The following is an 18,409-nucleotide window of genomic DNA, read 5'->3' on the forward strand; positions in this document are numbered from 1 at the left end:
GAATCAAGGCAACTTGGACAAAAACGCGGCCAACGCATCAAACGCCGGCAGCGTCACCGGATCATTCGCCGAGTTACTGGCAACCGGGTGCGAGGCATAACGAACAATCACCATCTCGGCTTTCGGATCGACATAGATGCGCTGGCCATGAACGCCGCGCGCCATGAATGCCCCGTCCTCCTTGCCCGTCACCCACCACATCGAGCGGTAACTCCAGCCCTTCAACAAGTCATAACCGGCCTTGGCGAAAACCTGTTTGTCGCCACCACGACGAATGTCATCCACGACGGCTTTGGGCACGATCTGCTGGCCGTTGAACTGGCCGTCATTGCGCAGCATCTCGCCAAACCGGGCGAGGTCTCGCAAGCCGGTGTTCAAGCCACCGCCAGCAAACGGCGTACCGATGGCGTCCACGGTGAAATAGGCATCCTGCTCGGCGCCCAAACGACTCCAGATGCGCTCCGATAATAACTGCGCAACGTTGCGGCCGGTCGCTCGGGCGATGATCCAGCCGAGGGCGTCGGTGTTGACGGTCTTGTAGCCAAACGCGCTGCCGTGTTCGCCTTGCAGTTGAACGGTCTGCAAAAACTCGTAGTAACTCCGCGGCCCGGTGTAGTCCTTGGGCTTGGGCAATGGACTGCCAGCCTTTGCGTGCGCCCAGACTTCGGCGTTCGGGTCGGCATAGTCTTCGCTGTATTTGAGTGCGGTGGTCATGTCGAGGACCTGACGTACCGTGGCGCTGCCGAACGCGGAGGCCGCCAGTTCGGGAACGTAATCGGCGACAGGCTTGTTCGCATCGATTCGCCCCTCAGCCACCAACATTGCACCCAGCGTGCCGACCACGGATTTGGTCACTGACATCGCCGCGTGCTGACCTTCGGGTTTCAGCACACCGAAGTAGCGCTCATAGACCACCTTGCCCCTGTGCATCACCACAATTCCGTCGGTGTAAGTGGCGGCGAGGGATTGATTCCAGGTCATCGCCTGCGTTGCGCCAAGCGGCGTGAAGCTGATGGCGTCGATATCGTTGCGCAGCGCAGAAGTCAGCGGGACCGGGGCGCCGAGGCCTCGTGAAACGTTGATTGTCGGCATGAGCTGCCGGAAGTTCGAAACGCTCCAGCGCATAGCCGGGAACTGGAAGTAACTGCCGTCCTCGAAGCGCACGGTGCGATCGGCAGGAGGTGGCGAACCGACCATCCAGCCCAGTTTGGCGGGGTCACTGGCGTCGGCGTCAGGGAATGTGGTTGCGGTGACGAGTGGTGACAGGGCGCATGTCAACACCGCAGTGATGGACCTGACAGTGCGGCGGCGAACAGCGCGAAGGTGAGGCATTGTGTCGATTCCATTCGAGGGGTTCGGCAGTCTAGCAGGCCCGACTTATCACTAATGCGACGAAACATAAAAGGATGGCGTGGACGGCGCAGGCAACGCATAGGTCGCCTTCATCCACTCAATCTCAGCCTGGGGCGTTCGGCCGAAGAAGCGTTTGAACTCGCGACTGAATTGTGAGGCGCTTTCGTAGCCCACATTGAACGCCGCAGCCGAAGCGGTCATCGCGTTGTGCAACATCAGCAATCGAGCCTGATGCAAGCGTGTCGACTTGAGGTATTGCATCGGAGACGAGTCCGTCACGCTACGAAAATGCAGGTGAAAGCTGGGCACGCTCATGCTTGCTTCCTGGGCAAGGGACTCCACATCCAGGTGCTCGTGGTAGCAACTGTGGATCTTGCGGATGGCCCGAGTGACCTTGCCAAAGTGCCCCTGGCGATTAAGCGCAGCGCGCATTGAGCCACCCTGCTCGCCCGTCAGGATGCGGTAGTAGACTTCCCGCATCAGCGACGGGCCGAGTATGTGCGCATCACCCGGTCGACTCATGGCGTCAAGGAAACGCAGCGTCGAGGTACGTAACAAGTCGTCCATTGGCGACGCGTACATGCCTTTGGGCTGGGCATCACTGGGTCCTAGTGCTTCATCGACTTGCAGCAGCAACTCGCTGGCCAGCTGGAAGTTCAGGCGCATGTAAACCGCCAGCATCGGCTCCGCTTCGCTGGCATCGGTCTCCATGGTGAACGGAACGGGGACGGAGACCACGAGATAATGCTGGGCGTCGTAAAGGTAGACATCATCGCCCAGATACCCGCGCTTGCGTCCTTGGCACAGGATCACGATGCCGGGGTCGTACAAAACCGGAGTGCGGGTCAGCGGGCGGTTTGAACGCAAAAAGCGCACGTCCTCCAGCGCGCTCAGGTTGTAGCCTTCAACCGGAGCGAGCTTTTCCATCAACTGCACCATGCGCGAGGTGCGTGAGTCGACCTGAGTCATTAATGCTCCCTGTACTTGCCGATCAGCCATCGGTTGAACGGGTCACCGCTTCCCATTGATCTATTTCACTGGCAGCGCTGGCAAGCTTGTCACGCACCAGGCTCAATGCATCGCTACCCAACAACACGTGCGCAGGCGGCGTCGGACTGGCAATGACCTGCAACATCGCTTGTGCTGCTTTTCGCGGGTCGCCCAGCTGTTTACCGCTCTTCTCTTCGCGTGCCTTACGTACCGGGTCGAAACTGGCGTCATAGTCGGCAATGCTTCGCGGCGTGCGTTGCATCGAACGTCCTGCCCAGTCAGTGCGAAACGAGCCAGGTGCCACCGCCGTGACGAAGATATTGAAAGGCCGTAGCTCTTTGCTGAGTGTGTCCGAGATACCTTCGAGAGCAAACTTGCTGGCGCAATAGTAGGCGATACCCGGCATTGTGATGGTGCCGCCCATGGACGTGATATTGAGAATGTGACCGGCCCGACGCTTGCGGAAATAAGGCAGGAAGGCCTTGATCACCGCTACCGCGCCGAAGACATTGACGTCGAACTGATGACGCATCTCATCCAGCGGCGACTCCTCGAGGATGCCCTCATGTCCGTAGCCGGCATTGTTGACCAATACATCGACCGGGCCGTGGTTTGCTTCAACCTCCGCTATGACGCTGTCGATGCGATCAAAGTCTGTTACATCCAGGATGACCCCATGAACACTGTCCGGGGAAAGAGCCTGAAAAGCTTGCAACGCGCTTTCACTGCGAACGGTGCCGATGACGCGATGGCCCGCTGCAAGCGCTTCTTGCGCCAGGGCGTTGCCGAAGCCGCTGCTGACCCCGGTGATGAAGAGGGTTTTTCTGCTGATCATGGCCATCTCCGACAAGTAGGTGTGGTGCCATGGTAGCTATCGCAAACCAGGCGACCTATGCCGATTTGTCTTCGAGCATTGCCTATTCGTATCAGGGCCAAGAGTGAGGTGGGCGCAGTTAGCCATTCGGCAGTTGTTTGTCGTGCGCTTTCGATGGGTCACTGGCCAGACTCTTTTTCAGCCCCCGGAAACCACAAAACCCCTGATTTCTCTCGAAATCAGGGGTTCTGGTTACATCGAATTTGGCGGTGAAGGAGAGATTCGAACTATTGGCACCTCCAGCCCTTGTAGCCCGGTATTACGGGGCTTTTAGCTTGAATAGTAGTACAAGTGAGTAATACACTCGACCGTACTACTCCCCTTCTACGGCCCCACTATGGCAGACCATCTGATCCAGAAAGCAGGCGAAAGTATGTGGTATGTGCGGTTGGCCGTGCCCGCTGATGTCCGTGCAGCTATGGGCGGTAAAACTGTACTCACTCGCTCACTGAAAACAGGGCTACGCGGCGTAGCTATGGAGCGGCGACACGCGGTAATTGCCGAGTGGAAGGCAGCATTTGATGCAGCAAGGGGAAAACTGGCAAACCGTGGCGACGCTTGGAGAGATCCAGTAGTGGCAGCGGCTCAAGACCTTGCACAGAGAGTACGCGACATGAAAATTGCGGCGGCTTTAGGTGAAGAAGATCAAAGCAGGCCCGCGCCTTTAAAACTCAATAGCGAGTTCGAATCCTTCACCAACCTCCCAGAGCTGGAAGCACGCCAAAACGAAGCTAACAGGATTTACGCCTTGCCGGGTGAAGACAGCGAGCTGGCTAAAGTCAGGTTCGCAAACGAAGTGGCTTCGGCAATCTTGGTTAGACGATTCGGCAAACTGCATGAGCTTTCTCCGGCAGAACAGGCAGAAGCTCAACAGATACTCAATGACCCCAAGGCACACAAGCCGAAGTCGCCAATCACTACAGCTCGGCTCAAAACCTACCGGGAATTCAGGGAAAGCCGTGGTGGCGCCGCTAAACACGTCGATCAGCAAGTGGGCAAAATGGAACGGCTGTCGGTCTTCCTCAAGAAAGAAGGATTGCCCATCAACTTCGACACGATTGATGCATGGTTGAAGTCGTTGGACCGGGCGCCCGCAACGTTAAGCCAGTATCTCATGGCTGGTACTGCTTTCTGGAAGTGGGCGGCGAAGTATGACGCGGCTTGGCGTGAAGAATACAAAGACAAAGTGAACCCGTTCCTTGGTCATGATTTGCCACAGGGTGGTGGATCGGAGACAGCCGGACAGGATCGAGAAATCTACACAAGTGCTGACGCCAGCAAGCTACACAAGGCCGCACTCGATAACGACGATAAGCCGCTCGCTGACCTGATCACGTTGGGCTGGTACACAGGGGCCAGGATCGAGGAATTGTGCCAGCTCAGCAAAGACAGCGTGATTACTGTTGATGGCATCAAGTGCTTCGACTTCCCCAAGTCCAAAAGCAAAGCAAGCAAGCGTGTAGTGCCGATTCATCCAAGCTTGCTATCCACTGTTGACCGTCTCACCAAAGACACCACAGACACCTTCCTCATCCCTACCGCGTCACATGACCACTATGGCAAACGGTCGCATGCAATATCGAAGGCGTTTGGCAGACTGCGTACAGCGGCGGGATTCAGTAGGCTCCACGTCTTCCACAGTTTCAGGCACACGGTTGTGACTGAGCTAATCAGGGCAGACGTTCCAGACGCCTTGGCGAAAGAGTTGGTCGGGCACGAGACCGGATCAGTGACCCACGACATTTATTCAAAAGGCGCTTCGACAAAACAGAAGCTCAAAGCCATATCGAAGCTCCCCACCCTTCCGACTGTTTAAACGTCAGCTCCGCTGACAACGTGAAGGGCAAAATCAAAGTCTCGGCTTCGCCTGTATATATTGCTGCGCTATTAGACCAAAGCATAACAACAGGCTTTATCTGCACTTTTTGATATATGTAGCGAGCTCAACGTGGGACGATGGTACGGTGCTGGCGTAGCGATCAGCGACTACCAACGCTGGATTTGCCCACGAGGTTTCACGGATTACACTGAGTGGCGATAACAACCAAAAGAATCAGGGAGGGGGATTTATGGAATGGCTATCGGTACGCGAGGTTCATATCAGTGGAGGCATCAGAGTTCTGAGCTATCACAGGTCGTCTAATTTTCTCTATCCGGGCGATATGACCGGCGAGAAGAAAACTATTGAAGTACAAAAATACAGCTCGCTATTCTCAGACATTAGGCACCTCGGATTGGAGGTTGTAGGTTGCGATTTCTTTAGCGGATCACACTCAGAAGCACCACCCGAATGGCGTTCAAAATCGTCCTCAGGCTGGCTAACATGGGAGCAAGGTAGGGATTGGTCCTTTATTGCAAATGGCGCCTTCAAAAAGGGCGATAGCAAACTTTACGATATAGCATCACGTATATCTCATCAGCTCAGGAGCTGTGAGTGGCGCGTCCGGCAGCTATCAGAGTCTTATATGGACCAGTTGAACGCCAAATTAAAATCGGGAGACTTCAAATCGGACCAACGTTTCCTAGATGGATTCACAGAACTCTGTTATTTGGCAGCCCAGACTTTTCTTATCGATGCTTGCACTCTCCGGGATTACCTGATCGAATTTTACTGGCATGTTAAGCCTACAGACACAAAAAACATTACAAGCATTGGACCACTACTTAATCATTGGAAAAAGACTCCACCGCTTGACCCGCACGGAGTCAAAATTCAAGAGATATGTTCTCAGGGAAACTGGCTAGACATCCTTGGCACGTATCGGAATTTGATAATTCATGCAGCGCCATTAGCAACAGCTGGCGCAACGCTCTTTGCCATTACGGGAACCGTTCAACTATCTAACTCGGAATATTTACCCTTCGTCAAGCTACCCTTACCGTCTGATCCCGGAAAGTTAAAAGAGGACCGTAGATCAGGCAAGCATTTTGATGATCCTTTGCTCCGTCGGGCGAGATTTCATAACATCATCGAAAGCACCGAAGCAGCCTCAGCCCCAGACTCATTAACTTACGCTAATTCATGTCTAGAAAAATTAAGTATTTGGGCTGCATCGCTCGCCGAACTCTCTCCAGTGGTGGGCGAAGTTCCAGTCATTATCCCTATTGCAGGCTCACTCAAAACCATATAGATAAACAATTTGATAGTAGGGATGATTAATTTGCAAACTCACTCACAAGGACTTCACCAATGAACGCATGGATTGGGGTGGCAGCACTGGTAGCAACAGCTACATGTTGCGCTGCTACAGCAACAGATGCGGACAATGGGAGTACTCTACTTCGGCAATGCCAACTGATGCTGGACACAAAGGAGCTAGTTAACGCAGGGCGACTAGAAGTGCTAGGAGCTGGGCAGTGTTTTGGCAAGATCGTGGGCGTTCGAAATACTCTCGTGTATCTGGCTGACGCCAAAAGCGCCCCCAAACTGATGTGTGCAGGGGGCGCCTTCATTACCAACGATCAGTCGTTACGAGTCGTGGTTAAGTACCTCACCGATCACCCCAAGGATCTTCACATGGAGCCATCCGCCCTAATCATGATGGCGCTGATGGATGCGTTCCCCTGCGATTAGCCAAGGCAATATTTCCAGATTCCATTTTTCCCGCTGGAAATTTCGACCACTACAGCAGGCGTCTTGGATTCATAGCTGGAAATATAATCTGTGACCGGGACCGACCTCAGAGGTATCAAGCCGCGTTGGAGGTCGCCTCTGGCAGTCTGGCTTGATTATGAAATAAGAACGACTCTCACTTGTCAGGATCACCCACAGAGCCTCTCAAAACCTCTCTGAGAGCTTGCAGCTACCCATTGCCATATACAGGATAGAACTCCTGCATCAGCCTCTCGGGAGCTTACAGAAGCCATTGCACATATCATCTGATGTGCTTATCAATTAAAGTCGCAACAATGCCCGCATGAGGTACGAGCACTGCTGCATCCAAATTGTTAAAGAGCATTGGTCTTGTTCCAGTGACGCTTCACCGTGGCAATACCGATTCCAAGATCAGCAGCCACTTGAGCCTGGGTCTTGTTGTATGACTTCTGTATCTGCACGCTTGTAGTAGTAACCGTAGCCTCAGGCCGACCCAGCTTCTTACCCTCGGCCTTTGCACGCATCAAACCCTGCTGGGTGCGCTCGATCAGCAAGTCACGCTCAAACTCCGCTACAGCACCCAACACCTGCATGGTCATCTTGCCTGCTGGCGATGTCAGGTCTACCCCACCTAACGCCAGACAGTGGACGCGGATACCGTTAGCCGCCAAGTGTTCGACAGTCTGGCGTACATCCATCGCGTTACGCCCCAGACGGTCAAGCTTGGTGACAATCAGCACGTCTCCGCTCTCCATACGATCCAACAGCTTTTGAAAGCCGGGGCGTTCCTTGGCTGCAACGCTACCCGATATTGTTTCCTCGATTACCCGGCTGGCTTGCACATCGAAGCCAGCAGCTTTGACCTCTTGGGTCTGGTTCTCGGTGAACTGCCCCGAGGTCGAGACTCGGGCATATAGGAACGTGCGGGACATGGTGGCTTTTCCTTGGTATCGCTTAACGTGGGATCACTGTACGACAGGATCACCAAATCAACAAAGCTATTTTGATGATACCAACTGAAAGCCCGACAGACGGTATCGTTTAACGGTCGTTTGATGATCCTTACGACTGGCGTATATGCAAAATGGCGTCTGTGACGGCCTGAGCATTCAGTCCAGCACTTGTAATGCAGCCAGAGCATTGTCAGCAGCAACAACGCCTCCGTGACTGGAAACCCATCCGATGATTTCCTCTAGCGCAGCAGCGATGCCGTGCTGGCTGTACAGCATCAGTGTTAATGCGTCAGCCATGGCTACAGCTTGATTCTGGGTGGTCATGGGCAATCATCCGTGATGGGGCTCAGCGCTGACCGTAGATCATCGGGAGAGCTGGGTCTAAGTGGTACTACTTATAGATATTGGCTCACAGGGGGACACGGGGGCGCTTACAACGATGCGCCACCGTCCAGCCACCCCCCCTTTTCCGCTTGCTATCCCTCAGCAAGACTGATGCCTCTGGCCTGGTACTCGTACAAAAATTGGCGTTCCTTGGCCTAGATATAGCCACGCGGTTTGGAGAGCGTCCTTTAATGTACGAGTATTAGCTAGTTTCGACGAAGGGTTACTCCTTGGTTTTATCTTCAGCTTTTTTATCGAGAATTTTTGTAACAGCCTTGCTTAGAACATCATAGAGCGGGTGGGTCGCAGCTTCGACAGGCTGTCCTTTGGAGGGGCTAGTCCGAATCTCCATAAACACTTCGGCTGTGATCTCCTCCTCGTATCTTGGGGCTTGACGCTTAAAACCATCAACTGACATAGCGAGCGCGGCCTTATGAGCGTACTCCCGCTCTAAGTGGAAAAGATCCGCGTAAGACTTGGTGAAAAACGCTGTGCACCATGTTGCAGGTAAAAGCAGCATTATTTTGCCTATAACCACATACGGGTTACTAGATGCTGAAGCATCTACTCCTAGGACCCAGCTACCAAAAAGCCCTGGAAGAAGCTGAGCAGCGAGTGGTATTGAAGATAAAACCAGTAATACGACGGCTACGTAAAAACCTCTTCTGGCGGAGTTCAATCGAATCTCATAACGGGCACGGGCATCCTCCATGCTTTTCGCCAGCCCAGCGGTTGTTGCACCGGAAATCATAAAATCTGCCAAATCCGTGAGACGAGCGATTTCTGCGCCTCTATCTTTTAATACTTTCTCAGTCTCAATTTTCTCATGCTGAAACTTTTTGAACTCCAAGTTACGATCATCTAACTGCTTCTGGAAAGCATCAAACTTACTCTGATAGTCTGATATGACGTTTTCTAGAGTCGCGGCGTTCGTACCGGTAGTCTTGATTTGCTCTACTAGACTAGTGACAGTGCCTATATCAGCATTTGCTTGGGTTTGCAGAGCTCTAAGCGTCGTGATGATGGTGTCGGTTTCGGTTTCGACATCTCTCACTTTTTTTTCGCTTGCGGCGGCACGTTCGGCGTTTTCCTGTGCAGCAGTCGCGAAGGACTGAGCTTGCGCTCTAAATGCTTCTACTTCGCGAATTAGTAATCCTATAGCCTCTGCACGCTTGAGAAGATCACTTGTGCCTTCCGCCTTCGACAAAGGTAGCATCGATGAAGTCATTGCAAGCAAACCATTGACCAGCTCATCTATTCGCTTGAAATTAGATGAAAGATCGAAGTTCGTATATCGAACACCCTCATCTGTCAAATACCAAGAAAAGTCGTTATCCGCCATAGCAATAATTGTATTGTCGTGCCAGCTCTGCCTCAACTGAGCCGTCACTGCCTGAACTTGTCCAAAATACTCTAAAACAGTATTTCTGATATTGCGAAGGGAGCTACCCACTACCACTATAGCAACTTCGTCGCTTTCGTTATCGGGAAGCAATCCTAGTAAGACTTCGAAAGCCAAGCGAGTTCGACGTGAGAGCACTGTAAAAGTCTGATCACCTAGAGAGGGACGCGGCTGAGAAAAATCGTATTTACCCCGACCGAGAAAAACAACTAAGGCTTCCCATTCCGTTTGAGCTGCAAGCAGTTCAGTTTGAAGTTCTTTTAAGCTCATAACGTCCCTACAATGAGATATTTTATGACATTACGATACAAGACACAGTGGGATTTTGATACAGACTGACGTAGAAATTTATCTCCTCTCGAGAGGCATTGCGTCGACCCCAAACGAGAAAATCGAATACGTAGCAGTGGCTAATGTCAGCCGGGTTTATCTACAGCAACTCCACAGCGATGGAGCCAGTCATAAGCAGCAGGATTACCGGTAATCAAGCACAACATCCTGCGGCTTATGAAGCCCCCTTCATCCGCCCTCTCGCGCGCGAGATCTTCCATTCCGCCCGGATATCCGACCTTATAGTTAATAACCCCCAGTTCTTCGTGAAAGTCGGCCAAGCTTCCAGCTGGAAAGTGCATGGTTATCACCTGTGCCTTAGATACTCCCGTGGTGCTTATTTTTTCCGGTTCAGCCGTAGGCCAGCCCCACATACCATGGATCAGCGCGTTTCGGGAGTCTTGCAGGTGGGTGATTCTGGCGAACTGCTGCTGCAACACTGCCGCACGCTCGCCCTCTGCCACATCGGCAACCCGAGCTTTCCACAACTCCACTACCTTGATGAAGTTGAGGTTGTTCATTGTCTTTGGCAACTCCTTGACGTCTCGCACGTCGAAAGTAGACAGTGTTTGTGTAAACACTTCGTACTCAAGCGCTCCCCATAGAGCGATAATCCTGCCAATGAGTATTCCCTCCTTGTCGGATAGGGGGACGTCATATATGTGGATCAGTTCATTGCTCATGGGACGGGGCCTCCACTGACGCAGTCGGCGGTGAGCTTAGACTCAGAACACAACTGACGCCTGAAAAAAAAGAGTGAGAAGGTAGCAAATAGCAAACTGAATGCTTTCCCTGCTCACCCCTAGTTGCTTCCCCCGTCTGCGCCGGACTGCCTATAGTGCTTGGTCTCTTAAGCTCAGCCTCTATCGGGTGAAGTGAGGACAGTCCGTAGGAGGTTCTCGCTTCTGACGAAGGCGAGTGATTCCAGGTCAAAAATTCACGCTCCGATGAAGAAACCGCAAGCTGAAGCGTCCTCAACACCTCGAGCTTAGTCAAATCACCCTCAGACAACGGAAAGACTGGCTTATAGCCGGCTGATCCAACCAATAGTGTGGCCATAACCGTCGACAGGAGCATGGTTTACACCGGGTTTAAGGTGGGTTTTGAGAGGATACGGCGAACCTTTAAACTAAGTACCAATGGCGAGCCGCCACCATGTACAATTGAGCTATTAGGATGCGACCTGCATTGGCCATGACAAGCGCTCACACTAACGAGGTGGCAATGGATTTCTCACAACGTATGGGTTTACTGCCAGCTTCTAAAGTTATACAAAGTGACTCAATAGATATTGATCTGCGTAATACTCTCTGGAATATATTGTCAGAATGCTACTGGAGCACCTTCTATCCAGACTACAGCACGCATAAAATTCTTTCAGGATCGAACTTCGAGGAATTCTCAAAGGCCCTGTATTCAAGATTTTACAAGACAACACTTGACACCCTGCCATGGGGATGGGACACAATTCTTGAACAACTGAAAAAAGAGATCGTATCGGGTGTCTGGCATCGAACTTACAGCTTACTTGAATTCATTATAGAAAATGGCCCCGGTGCATCTGATACCTGTGAGCGCTGCATGCTTCTTTGTAATGAAGCATTTGCTAGAGAAAACTCAGCATATAGATTTGTTGCAAGAAAGCTGACAGAAATCACCTCGCCTGAAGAAATTCATGAGATCGAAGTTGCGATATCTGGCACGTCTAATTACGCCGGAGTTACTACGCACCTCCAAACATCGCTGACTCTGCTAACCGATAGACAGAATCCTGATTACCGTAACTCTATAAAAGAAAGTATCAGCGCTGTTGAATCTCTCGCGAGGAAGCTTGTAGGTGATGATAAGGCGACACTAGGGCAGGCGCTCAAGATCCTTGAAACCAAGCACAATCTTCATGGAAGCTTGAAGTCAGCATTCCTCACTCTCTACGGCTATACCAGTGATGCAAGTGGTATCAGGCATGCACTCATAGACAACGCTACTGCTCCTACTAAAGCTGATGCTCGGTTCATGCTCATCTGCTGTTCAGCCTTCATCAATTTCGCTATCGACAGCGTAGAAGACTGATACACAGTGTTGGCCCTACACTGTAGGGCCAGGAACTGAAACAACCGATTATCATCCCCATAGATCTGGCTCGCTTGAGTGTTCAGCAAACCCGTTAGGCAATACAGGAACATCGAACTTAATCTCTTCATCCAATGTGTCGGCGAACCCACGCAATGTATGATGTACGATTACAGGCGCCTTTGGTGCCTTGTCGATATATGCCTCTAGCGGAACATCTTCAAAGACTGGCACTGGCTGCACTGCGACCTCTTGTGATGCGATTACAGCCCCGTCACCCTCAGGGACTACCATGGCACCACTTGGAGCCCTAACATCGCTAGAAGGTTGCACGGGAGCGCTTACAGATACGTGTTTATTATGTAGTTGTAGGGAAGTAACGATCTTGTAACTATTCGAGTGCACAAAGCCGCGTAGCTTCTTACGTTCAACTAACAGGTAACCGTGATCCACTAGCAACTTGATGAATCCCTTCACCGTGCTAACGTCGCATCCTGTATCTTTGGCAATGTCTTCTTGATCATCAAACCATTCCTTGCCTAGCGAGCGGAAAAACTCGTAGCGACTGGTCATGTGCACCCAGACGATTTTCTGTGTACCAGTGAGTTTGAAGCGTTGGCCGGTAACTTTACTGACCCAGTGTGTAGCATGCATAATTTCGTGTGTAAGCTTGCAAAATGTTTCGGTCATCGTATTCCTCGTATTTACTGTTATAGATTTTTCATTTGTTCTAGGAACTTGGATTCTTCCATTGCCCCAGTTCGGTAGAGGGCAATCATTTCAATCATCTGTGCAACACGAGCTGCTGCACTGGGACCACCATTGCCGTTACCGGCCTTTAGCCTGTCACGGCTGTGTTGACGAAACTGAATATTCATTTCTCCTTGCACGGTAAAATCTCACAGGGGTCAGAATGACCTGTGTGAACTCAATCTAACTTCTCTAGGGTGTGTGCACCGCGAATTGATGATCCTTGCACGATCAATCACCATTCCTTACACAGAACAAAAGCTCTTCTGTTTTGTAGGTGCAAGAAAACCCAGAGGGTGCACTCGGTGCAGCGAACGCAGTAAGCGAATTCACACACCGCATTCAATCTTACTACTTTCATTCTTGTTGTTATCAATCTTACTAGTAGGGGAATTTCCCCCGTGTACATGGTGGATTTTCCACCCTGTACGTAGTGGAATTCTCCCCCTGTGAGATATCCAGTGCACACGCCAGGGTCAAATCCCAGACGAACGAAAACCGACGCCTGACACCACACTAGGTGGGATCGAGATACGTTCGGTGCGAGTTGCTTGAGAAGGTGCGAATATACGCCTATTTCACCCTATTTGTCAAGTGGTATTTCATATAGGCAGATGCGACCAATCAAACTACCCGTACAAGCTCCTGTCGTGCGATCTGAGCGTCTTTCTCTATAAAGGCACTCCGTATTTAGTTGGCCTCGTACAGCACCTCCTGGAAACTTTAGGGGCGCCGTTGTTATTTCGAGCTTTATCAGCTTTCTGGTTGAGGCAGGAGCGGGGCATTGAGTAGCACTGCGGATAACCCCGTTTTCAGAATGGACCACCCCCCTCTTCACGGACGTGCTCATAAAAAATTCGGAGGCTGGGTGGAGCGCGTGAAAACGACTAGCCTCCTATGCGATCAAGGTTCGGCAACCTTCGGGAGCTAGTGCAATGCATAAGTTTATAACCTGTCTATTCGTGGTAAGGGCGTGCATCTGTATCACAGCCTTCACGATGCTTTTCTACAGTGCTGATTGGGGTATTCATGAGCGCGTGTTTTTAGGGTGCGCTCTCACGATTGTCTTGATGTTCTTTGATGGTTGGTACTTCGTAGCTGGCGAAACCCACAGGAGCACCTTGGAAGTTCTTGCATTGTCATTCTCAAATGCGGGCAACCAAGAAGGATTAAATTCAGCCATGGTGTCTTATATAAGACGAAGGGAGTTTGAGAACTCGTCTGATCTCCCGCTTCTGGCGATTATGCCTCTTGGTCAATACATCGCCTATGGGCTGCTGGCATGGGGGCTGCACGCGTTACTCACCTAGCCGCTTTGCCATCTGCGACATCACGAGGCCGAGTTTATTTTCTAGCTAGAAATCCTGAAACGCACTCGTGGTGCTAAGTCTGAAAATCGCGGGCCGAGAGATAGACGCTCTCAGTGTCACTCTGACATCATGATCGTGGTGCAGGAGCACCGGGACTATCGACGGGGGCAATCTTGAAAAACCTTTTAGCTATAGCGTCAATGGCAATGCTGCTGTCTGCATGTGGTGAAACGACAGAGCAGATTTGCCAGAAAACTGATCAGTTATTGAGCCAAGCAACAGGACAAGGGTTCGCTGATGTGGGCCGGATTGGATGCCTCAAGCAAACTGCGAGCGAAGCGCGGATATCGTATGAGGCACTGAACGAGCAGTTGAAATCCAAGCTAGCCGCATCACCCGAATTGATGTCACGTGATGAAATGACCGCGCTGGTCAAATCACAAGCCCCATTTGATGTTATTCATAGACTGGGAAAGCCTGATAGCGTGACTTTCATACCTTTTGATCGCAATGGAAAGACTATTCCAGTCCTTGCCGATGACGGAGTGACTATAACCAACATTGTTCGCATTGAATACTTCGCACACAGCAAGCTTGCAGCGGACAAAGATCCGAAAGCATGGCAAGACATTCAAGGGAGCTTGGCAACTAAAAAAGATGGTATATACAGTATCGCTTATGACCGCCCCTTAACCCACTGGTTATTTGGATTGAAGGACGAAAATATGTATATAACCTTTACCGTAAATAATGGGCAGGCCACACCAAACATTGACTTCCCAAAACACTTTTGGCAGTAGTGGTTTAGTTAAGTCGAATCTATAGCTGTGTATGTTCTGTCAGGTGCCAGCCATATAAGCATTGGCTGGCCTTCACTTAGACTCACTTCCAATCTTGAAGCCATCAGCAATCCAGACAATCAGTCGGATAACCCAATGAACGATTATCACGTACGCCACCGCCCCGACAAACCACGCCACTGTAAAGCCAATAGCATCATCTAAGTTTGGTCGCCTAGTTACAGCCACATATACCGAGATAGATAGGAAAAATACGCTAGTCGCCAAGAATGCAAATGTTAGCCCCAGCCTTAAAACCTGAGCCAGACGCCAGTAGCCTTCGCGCTTAAACCAATCAGGACGCTTGAACAGAAACGATTTCAGCATCACTTGCACGCAATCACCATGCTTCTGCTCATGACTGACCCACCGTAAAGCCCAAACTGATTAGCTGCGACAGTGCTGCCTTGATCGCCTGACTTTTCGAGCAAGTCATATCCCCGAGCCCCACACAAATCTCCAGCCTTTTCGTAGCACTTACCCCAGCTCAGTGCATTCCCAGAGCAATCAATGCTGAAGCCCTCACGCCCATCAGGGGTGTAGGTTTTGGATGACGTAGCACAGCCACTCAGAACCACAGCGACAGCACAACTCAGGACAATAAGGCTCAGTTTCATTTGAACTTCCTTGGCGCTCGACGTGAGTTAATCCGCAGATTGTAGTTGGTTCTCCGTGAACACGAACAGATCCACCCCAACCCCACCAAGGAGTGATTTATGAAATTCCTGATTGCAGGATTCGTCCTGCTTCTGGCCTGTACAGCGAACGCTGACAGCTTGATTCAAAACGCTGGGTGAAGTCCCCAGTGAGTGACGTAGCACGCGCCACATTGCTAACGATTCGCCATTGCACAGAAGACTATGGCTGTGCAGATACCCGACTAGATCGCATCTTCAAGAGTCTGCAAGCGTGCGATTCAGCCGGGAGGGATTCCATCGTGCATTTCCTGCTGTCTGATGCAGGAAAAGGCATCAAAGGCCACACGGTTTCTTACAGTTGCTTGTAACCCTGTATTTCGGATTAGCGGTAGCTAACGCTAGAACTAGGACCGGGATGAAGAAAATGCGACCAAGAAGGGATTGAGCCCTGAGCGACTGAAGGCGAGATTCAATGAGTAGTACAATTGAGTAGTACAACCCAGAATGCAAAACGCCCGTAACTCGTTGAAGTTACAGGCGTTTTTAAATGTGGCGGTGAAGGAGAGATTCGAACTCTCGATACAATTTCTTGTATACACACTTTCCAGGCGTGCTCCTTAAGCCACTCGGACACTTCACCGTATCTCGTCAAACAAGTTCTGTCTGTCGAGGCGCGCTAATGTAGTCGAAACCATTTCCGATGGCAAACTTTTTTTGCAGAATTTTCATGCGCTTAGCGTTTTAGTCGTTCCACCGGGTTTGGCGTCATGGCAAACCTGCCAATCTCCGGCTTCGCGCCTGCTTCTATATAGAAGGGAACGCGCCGCGGATGTGGCGGGCTACGCTTGTGCGGCGGGGAAAGGGTGACTGGCGGGTCAGTCACGGCGCTTTACCTGGCCTGTCGCGGTGGGTAACGTCTGCCCCAACTTTCATACAAGGAATAGCGTCATGAGTGAGTTGATTTCCTATCAACCTACCCTATCAACGATCACTCATCGAGCCCGGTAAAACCTCGATACCCTGTGATATTTTCAGCATTATTCTGAATAAATTGCCCGGCACCGTGGACACTATGTGGACACTCGATGCCACCACCATTCGATGATGGATTGGCCGTACTTGCGCTGCGAAACTGCACTCCCCTTGATCACCCGCTCGCATTCGACGTGACCAGTCATTTGCATTCGTTCCGACCATCGACTGCATCGAATCTGACCCCATGATCGGCAGAGAACGGCCAAAAGCACTCACTCGATCGGAATTTGTTTTGCCGTAACTATTGGAAGCGACTCAGCCCAATCTGGTATCAGGCAAAAACTACGAACCTAACCTGGTTGAAAAAAGATCTGGCCTAGACAGCAAGAACGTTGCAAGCATCTTTATCGCCATTACGTTGTACGTGGCGTTCGGTTTATGTCATCAACACATCGGAAAAGAAGGAAAGAACGCAGGCCAGTGAAGCCTCGAACGATGCCGCGAGGAGGTCGACAGCTACTCAGGTCCCGACGTTGGGAAAAACATATTGGCGGACGTATGCCGAAAACCTGAGGACGACCTCCAAAAGGGTTTGAGCCACGTCCCCTAGAAGAGCCACTTACGAGGCCCGCCATTGAGCGGGCTTTTCGCGTTTTGCATCGGGTAGCAATCGGCAAAAAATCTCCAATCACAACCATCATCCAATTGAACTACGCTTCGTGAACGTATGGGGGGGGCGTATATGACACATATCCTAGGTTCAGCGTCCGAGAGCCAGATGTTCAGATCCTATGTGACTAACGACAACGTGGTTGAGCTGTGCTTGACATTGGGGCTTTGCAGCGAAGGGATAACGCAGCTGAATAGCCTAATGACGCCTCGGAAGGGGGTAAAAAAAGGCGAATCGCTATTTAACCAAGGGGAACGTTTGGAGTCGCTCTACGCCATTCGATCAGGTTTTTTCAAAACGACAATGACTACGAAAGAGGGGAAGGAGCAGGTTTCGGGTTTCCAGATGATGGGGGAAATGCTGGGGATGGACGCGATCAGTACTGAGCACCACACCTCCAGCGCGATCGCGCTTGTTGACAGTGTTGTATATGGGGTGGATTTCTCTCAACTGCAGCAGCTCGGCCGAGAATTTCCAGCGTTACAGCGCAACTTCATGAAACTGATGAGCGACGAAATCGTTCATAGCCGCACTGTTTTGTTAATGATGGGCACAATGAACTCTGATGAACGCCTAGCGGCTTTTTTGTTGAACCTTTCTGGTCGCTTCGCATTACGTGGCTATTCGCCCATTTCTTTCATCCTGCGTATGCGACGAGAAGACATTGCCTCATATCTCGGATTGCGGATGGAAACAATATGTCGGGCAGTGACACGGTTACGTGAGATGTCGCTGGCAAACCTCTCTGGACGAGACGTAGAGATAGTAAATCTACCAGGGCTCAAGGATCACGTCGCGGGGTTCAGCCGACAAAGAGTCTGACCTGACTTGAAATACTTAAGCCACTCGGGCCGCCCTTTATCTGCTTTTGGTCTTCCCCAAAGCACGTTCTCCATAGACGAGGCTTGTTCAGGTACGCCGTTTTCGCAGGCACCGTTGAAGTATCCAGATTGTAACCGGACGTCAGAATCACAGACGTTGAGTGCCATTTAGCCCCTTTGCCCGTATGGGCTGGTTGCGCTCGTTTGCACTACATCCGCATTCGCACAACAAAGGGCACGTAGCAGGTCAGAGGGGTGATCAGTGCTTTTCCAGAAGTGTTGGTTAGCGTTTTTTTGCAGCTCGCATTTGACCTGCTCCATGACGGGTGAGAACGTTCCATACCGCTCTGTCGTGAAAGTCAGAATCCGGCCAATAGCTGCCTCTAGCCCTTATCCGTGCATACGCCGCCCGCTGCGTGATGCCCCCCTGCAGAGCGTGATAACAATCAGAGTTG

At 51.3% G+C, this 18,409-nt stretch carries 17 protein-coding genes and 1 tRNA gene; 7 read left to right on the forward strand and 11 right to left on the reverse strand.

Going from position 1 to position 18,409, the window contains the following annotated elements; genetic code table 11:
- Positions 1-3: 3 nt before the first annotated feature.
- Genes SB725_RS17295 through SB725_RS17305 form a run of 3 tightly spaced genes read right to left on the reverse strand, consistent with a single transcriptional unit; the run spans position 4 to position 3,178 of the window.
- Positions 4-1,332: a serine hydrolase domain-containing protein gene (locus SB725_RS17295; protein ID WP_410922334.1), complete on the reverse strand. Its 1,329-nt coding sequence runs from the start codon at positions 1,330-1,332 to the stop codon at positions 4-6.
- A gap of 51 nt (positions 1,333-1,383) precedes the next feature.
- Positions 1,384-2,322: an AraC family transcriptional regulator gene (locus tag SB725_RS17300; RefSeq protein ID WP_027922525.1), complete on the reverse strand. Its 939-nt coding sequence runs from the start codon at positions 2,320-2,322 to the stop codon at positions 1,384-1,386.
- A 22-nt stretch (positions 2,323-2,344) separates the two neighbouring features.
- Positions 2,345-3,178 carry an oxidoreductase gene (locus SB725_RS17305; protein ID WP_027922524.1) on the reverse strand — a complete coding sequence of 278 codons (834 nt, stop codon included), beginning with the start codon at positions 3,176-3,178 and terminating at the stop codon, positions 2,345-2,347.
- A 376-nt stretch (positions 3,179-3,554) separates the two neighbouring features.
- Here SB725_RS17305 and SB725_RS17310 point away from each other — a divergent pair, with 376 nt between their 5' ends.
- The 3 genes from SB725_RS17310 (at position 3,555) to SB725_RS17320 (ending at position 6,791) form a co-directional block, all read left to right on the forward strand.
- Positions 3,555-5,033 (forward strand): tyrosine-type recombinase/integrase, encoded by a 1,479-nt coding sequence (locus SB725_RS17310; protein ID WP_410922337.1) that lies wholly within the window; start codon positions 3,555-3,557, stop codon positions 5,031-5,033.
- 253 nt (positions 5,034-5,286) lie between these two features.
- Positions 5,287-6,348 carry a hypothetical protein gene (locus tag SB725_RS17315; protein ID WP_410922339.1) on the forward strand — a complete coding sequence of 354 codons (1,062 nt, stop codon included), beginning with the start codon at positions 5,287-5,289 and terminating at the stop codon, positions 6,346-6,348.
- A gap of 59 nt (positions 6,349-6,407) precedes the next feature.
- Positions 6,408-6,791 carry a Rap1a/Tai family immunity protein gene (locus SB725_RS17320; RefSeq protein WP_410922341.1) on the forward strand — a complete coding sequence of 128 codons (384 nt, stop codon included), beginning with the start codon at positions 6,408-6,410 and terminating at the stop codon, positions 6,789-6,791.
- 374 nt (positions 6,792-7,165) lie between these two features.
- On the opposite strand, the gene SB725_RS17325 is transcribed toward SB725_RS17320, so the two are convergent.
- The 4 genes from SB725_RS17325 to SB725_RS17340 all read right to left on the reverse strand — a co-directional run bounded on the left by SB725_RS17325 (position 7,166) and on the right by SB725_RS17340 (position 10,564).
- Positions 7,166-7,744: a recombinase family protein gene (locus tag SB725_RS17325; protein WP_410922343.1), complete on the reverse strand. Its 579-nt coding sequence runs from the start codon at positions 7,742-7,744 to the stop codon at positions 7,166-7,168.
- Positions 7,745-7,921: 177 nt separating this feature from the next.
- Complete coding sequence (locus SB725_RS17330; RefSeq protein WP_410922345.1) at positions 7,922-8,089, reverse strand: hypothetical protein; 168 nt, start codon at positions 8,087-8,089, stop codon at positions 7,922-7,924.
- Positions 8,090-8,372: 283 nt separating this feature from the next.
- Positions 8,373-9,821 carry a hypothetical protein gene (locus SB725_RS17335; protein ID WP_410922347.1) on the reverse strand — a complete coding sequence of 483 codons (1,449 nt, stop codon included), beginning with the start codon at positions 9,819-9,821 and terminating at the stop codon, positions 8,373-8,375.
- A gap of 146 nt (positions 9,822-9,967) precedes the next feature.
- Positions 9,968-10,564 carry a hypothetical protein gene (locus tag SB725_RS17340; RefSeq protein ID WP_410922349.1) on the reverse strand — a complete coding sequence of 199 codons (597 nt, stop codon included), beginning with the start codon at positions 10,562-10,564 and terminating at the stop codon, positions 9,968-9,970.
- A 541-nt stretch (positions 10,565-11,105) separates the two neighbouring features.
- Here SB725_RS17340 and SB725_RS17345 point away from each other — a divergent pair.
- Positions 11,106-11,951: an AbiJ-NTD4 domain-containing protein gene (locus tag SB725_RS17345; RefSeq protein WP_410922351.1), complete on the forward strand. Its 846-nt coding sequence runs from the start codon at positions 11,106-11,108 to the stop codon at positions 11,949-11,951.
- A gap of 51 nt (positions 11,952-12,002) precedes the next feature.
- On the opposite strand, the gene SB725_RS17350 is transcribed toward SB725_RS17345, so the two are convergent.
- A complete protein-coding gene (locus SB725_RS17350) occupies positions 12,003-12,641 on the reverse strand; it encodes a helix-turn-helix domain-containing protein (RefSeq protein ID WP_410922353.1) in 639 nt (212 codons plus the stop codon).
- A 20-nt stretch (positions 12,642-12,661) separates the two neighbouring features.
- Positions 12,662-12,829 carry a hypothetical protein gene (locus tag SB725_RS17355; RefSeq protein WP_410922355.1) on the reverse strand — a complete coding sequence of 56 codons (168 nt, stop codon included), beginning with the start codon at positions 12,827-12,829 and terminating at the stop codon, positions 12,662-12,664.
- Positions 12,830-13,636: 807 nt separating this feature from the next.
- Here SB725_RS17355 and SB725_RS17360 point away from each other — a divergent pair.
- Together SB725_RS17360 and SB725_RS17365 are read left to right on the forward strand one after the other, a co-directional pair.
- Positions 13,637-14,011 (forward strand): hypothetical protein, encoded by a 375-nt coding sequence (locus SB725_RS17360; RefSeq protein WP_410922357.1) that lies wholly within the window; start codon positions 13,637-13,639, stop codon positions 14,009-14,011.
- Between the two features lie 173 nt (positions 14,012-14,184).
- A complete protein-coding gene (locus SB725_RS17365; RefSeq protein ID WP_410922359.1) occupies positions 14,185-14,811 on the forward strand; it encodes a hypothetical protein in 627 nt (208 codons plus the stop codon).
- A gap of 72 nt (positions 14,812-14,883) precedes the next feature.
- On the opposite strand, the gene SB725_RS17370 is transcribed toward SB725_RS17365, so the two are convergent.
- Together SB725_RS17370 and SB725_RS17375 are read right to left on the reverse strand one after the other, a co-directional pair.
- The gene (locus SB725_RS17370) at positions 14,884-15,186 is read right to left on the reverse strand and encodes a hypothetical protein (RefSeq protein WP_410922361.1); all 303 of its coding nucleotides are present in this window, start codon (positions 15,184-15,186) and stop codon (positions 14,884-14,886) included.
- An 852-nt stretch (positions 15,187-16,038) separates the two neighbouring features.
- Positions 16,039-16,128, reverse strand: a tRNA-Ser gene (locus SB725_RS17375).
- 1,113 nt (positions 16,129-17,241) lie between these two features.
- Here SB725_RS17375 and SB725_RS17380 point away from each other — a divergent pair.
- Positions 17,242-17,955: a cyclic nucleotide-binding domain-containing protein gene (locus tag SB725_RS17380; protein ID WP_410922363.1), complete on the forward strand. Its 714-nt coding sequence runs from the start codon at positions 17,242-17,244 to the stop codon at positions 17,953-17,955.
- Positions 17,956-18,409 lie beyond the last annotated feature (454 nt).

Origin of the sequence: Pseudomonas sp. SIMBA_041 (genome assembly GCF_046535095.1) — a bacterium.
Classification (GTDB): domain Bacteria; phylum Pseudomonadota; class Gammaproteobacteria; order Pseudomonadales; family Pseudomonadaceae; genus Aquipseudomonas; species Aquipseudomonas mucoides.

What these genes read in the sequence shown, in the direction of transcription:
- SB725_RS17310 (WP_410922337.1), top strand. Translation starts at nt 3,555, where the DNA reads ATGGCAGACCATCTGATCCAGAAAGCAGGCGAAAGTATGTGGTATGTG.
- SB725_RS17315 (WP_410922339.1), top strand. Translation starts at nt 5,287, where the DNA reads ATGGAATGGCTATCGGTACGCGAGGTTCATATCAGTGGAGGCATCAGA.
- SB725_RS17320 (WP_410922341.1), top strand. Translation starts at nt 6,408, where the DNA reads ATGAACGCATGGATTGGGGTGGCAGCACTGGTAGCAACAGCTACATGT.
- SB725_RS17340 (WP_410922349.1), bottom strand. Translation starts at nt 10,564, where the DNA reads ATGAGCAATGAACTGATCCACATATATGACGTCCCCCTATCCGACAAG.
- SB725_RS17295 (WP_410922334.1), bottom strand. Translation starts at nt 1,332, where the DNA reads ATGCCTCACCTTCGCGCTGTTCGCCGCCGCACTGTCAGGTCCATCACT.
- SB725_RS17335 (WP_410922347.1), bottom strand. Translation starts at nt 9,821, where the DNA reads ATGAGCTTAAAAGAACTTCAAACTGAACTGCTTGCAGCTCAAACGGAA.
- SB725_RS17325 (WP_410922343.1), bottom strand. Translation starts at nt 7,744, where the DNA reads ATGTCCCGCACGTTCCTATATGCCCGAGTCTCGACCTCGGGGCAGTTC.
- SB725_RS17350 (WP_410922353.1), bottom strand. Translation starts at nt 12,641, where the DNA reads ATGACCGAAACATTTTGCAAGCTTACACACGAAATTATGCATGCTACA.
- SB725_RS17305 (WP_027922524.1), bottom strand. Translation starts at nt 3,178, where the DNA reads ATGATCAGCAGAAAAACCCTCTTCATCACCGGGGTCAGCAGCGGCTTC.
- SB725_RS17360 (WP_410922357.1), top strand. Translation starts at nt 13,637, where the DNA reads ATGCATAAGTTTATAACCTGTCTATTCGTGGTAAGGGCGTGCATCTGT.
- SB725_RS17355 (WP_410922355.1), bottom strand. Translation starts at nt 12,829, where the DNA reads ATGAATATTCAGTTTCGTCAACACAGCCGTGACAGGCTAAAGGCCGGT.
- SB725_RS17330 (WP_410922345.1), bottom strand. Translation starts at nt 8,089, where the DNA reads ATGACCACCCAGAATCAAGCTGTAGCCATGGCTGACGCATTAACACTG.
- SB725_RS17380 (WP_410922363.1), top strand. Translation starts at nt 17,242, where the DNA reads ATGTTCAGATCCTATGTGACTAACGACAACGTGGTTGAGCTGTGCTTG.
- SB725_RS17300 (WP_027922525.1), bottom strand. Translation starts at nt 2,322, where the DNA reads ATGACTCAGGTCGACTCACGCACCTCGCGCATGGTGCAGTTGATGGAA.
- SB725_RS17345 (WP_410922351.1), top strand. Translation starts at nt 11,106, where the DNA reads ATGGATTTCTCACAACGTATGGGTTTACTGCCAGCTTCTAAAGTTATA.